Below are 590 nucleotides of genomic sequence, written 5' to 3'. Positions count from 1 at the left end.
GTATGTTTTATGAATCCTGATTTGTTAGGTGCGTTGCTTAGCGGCCTTGTCTGGGCCGGGCATGGTATGGGGATGTGTGGTGGTATCGCATCCCTACTTTCCTTAGGTAGTTCAAGCTCAAAATCCTCCCCAACCATACCTTTATTCTACAACCTTGGACGACTCATCAGTTACGCCTTAATAGGCGCACTTGTCGGAGGTGCAATATCAGGATTATCGGAACTCAGTGGCTTAGCTCAATCTCTTGCGTGGCTGCGTTTTGTTGCCGCAATCTTCATGATTTTGGTTGCGTTATATATTGCGAAATGGTGGCAAGGTTTACTCATCGTAGAAAAGATGGGCCAGCACCTTTGGAAGTTTATCTCTCCAGCTGGAAAAAGCCTTTTGCCACTTAAAAAGCCAATACACGCACTGCCCTTTGGTTTTGTTTGGGGGTGGTTACCATGCGGGTTAGTTTATTCGGCATTAACATGGTCGGCGGTGTCCGGTAGCGCAGTAAATGGCGGCCTAATCATGCTAGCTTTTGGTTTGGGAACGCTACCATCCATGCTCGCTGTTGGTTACGGAGCTAGCCATTTTCAGAAACTGCA

General features: G+C 47.5%; 1 protein-coding gene. It reads left to right on the top strand.

The annotated features are described in order from the left end of the window. Positions 1-9: 9 nt before the first annotated feature. The coding region (locus R7044_RS26760) for a sulfite exporter TauE/SafE family protein (RefSeq protein ID WP_225456177.1) at positions 10-590 on the top strand (581 nt) is incomplete at its 3' end.

The sequence above is a fragment of the Vibrio sp. 1402 genome (assembly GCF_033340275.1).
This window is presented reverse-complemented; position numbering and strand designations above follow the sequence as displayed.